Raw genomic sequence first — 1,445 nt, 5'->3', positions numbered from 1 at the left:
CACGACTACCTGAAAAAAACCCTGACCGCGCGCGTCTACGACGTGGCCCGCGAGACCGAACTCGAACGCGCGCCGAATCTGTCGGCACGCCTGCGCAATCCGGTCTACCTGAAGCGCGAGGACAACCAGCCGGTGTTCTCGTTCAAGGTGCGCGGCGCGTACAACAAGATGGCGCATATTCCCGCCGAGGCGCTGGAGCGCGGGGTGATCACCGCGTCGGCGGGCAATCACGCGCAGGGCGTGGCGCTGTCGGCGGCGCGCATGGGTGTGAAGGCGATCATCGTGGTGCCGGTGACCACGCCGCAAGTCAAGGTCGATGCGGTGCGCGCACACGGCGGCCCGACCGTCGAAGTGGTGCAGTTCGGCGAATCGTATAGCGACGCGTATGGGCACGCGGTGAAGCTGCAGGAAGAGCGCGGCCTGACCTTCGTGCATCCGTTCGACGATCCGTATGTGATCGCCGGGCAGGGCACCGTCGCGATGGAGATTCTCAGCCAGCATCAGGGCCCGATTCACGCGATCTTCGTGCCGATCGGTGGCGGTGGACTGGCTGCGGGCGTCGCCGCGTACGTGAAATCGGTGCGCCCGGAGATCAAGGTGATCGGCGTGCAGACCGACGATTCGTGCGCGATGGCCGCGTCGCTGAAAGCCGGTGAGCGGGTCACGCTGAACGAAGTGGGTTTGTTCTCGGACGGCACGGCGGTGAAGCTGGTCGGCGAAGAAACCTTCCGCCTGTGCAGCGAATATCTCGACGACGTGCTGCTCGTGAATACCGACGCACTCTGTGCCGCAATCAAGGATGTCTTCCAGGACACCCGTAGCGTGCTGGAACCCGCCGGCTCGCTCGCGGTGGCCGGGGCGAAGCAGTATGCAGAGCGCGAAGGCATCGAAAACCAGACGCTGATCGCGATCACGTCGGGCGCGAACATGAACTTCGACCGCATGCGCTTTGTGGCCGAGCGCGCCGAAGTCGGTGAAGCGCGCGAAGCGGTGTTCGCCGTGACGATTCCCGAAGAGCGCGGCAGTTTCCGCCGCTTTTGCGAACTGCTGGGCACACGCAGCGTCACCGAATTCAACTACCGTATTGCGGATGCGAACTCCGCCCATATTTTCGTGGGCGTGCAGATCAGGAATCGCAGTGAATCCGCGCAGATCGCGGGCGCGTTCGAAGCGCACGGCTTCGCCACGGTCGATCTGACGTTCGACGAGCTCTCCAAGCAGCACATCCGTTACATGGTCGGCGGACGCTCGCCTTTGGCACACGACGAACGTCTGTTCCGTTTCGAGTTTCCCGAGCGGCCGGGCGCGCTGATGAAATTCCTTTCGTCGATGGCGCCGAACTGGAATATCAGCCTGTTCCACTATCGCAACCAGGGCGCGGACTACAGCTCGATTCTGGTCGGCATCCAGGTGCCGGAAAGCGAGAACGAGGCGTTCGACCGTTT

Annotated in this window: 1 protein-coding gene; it reads left to right on the top strand. The window is 63.5% G+C overall.

Annotated elements, in window-relative coordinates:
• On the top strand, nt 1–1,445 hold a 1,445-nt coding region (gene ilvA, locus PQR32_RS42070; protein ID WP_408241776.1), incomplete at both ends, for a threonine ammonia-lyase, biosynthetic.

The organism is Paraburkholderia dipogonis (genome assembly GCF_046027395.1).
GTDB classification, from domain to species: domain Bacteria; phylum Pseudomonadota; class Gammaproteobacteria; order Burkholderiales; family Burkholderiaceae; genus Paraburkholderia; species Paraburkholderia dipogonis_A.
Note: the sequence above shows the minus strand (reverse complement) of the source record. Positions and strands in the feature narration are given on the sequence as shown.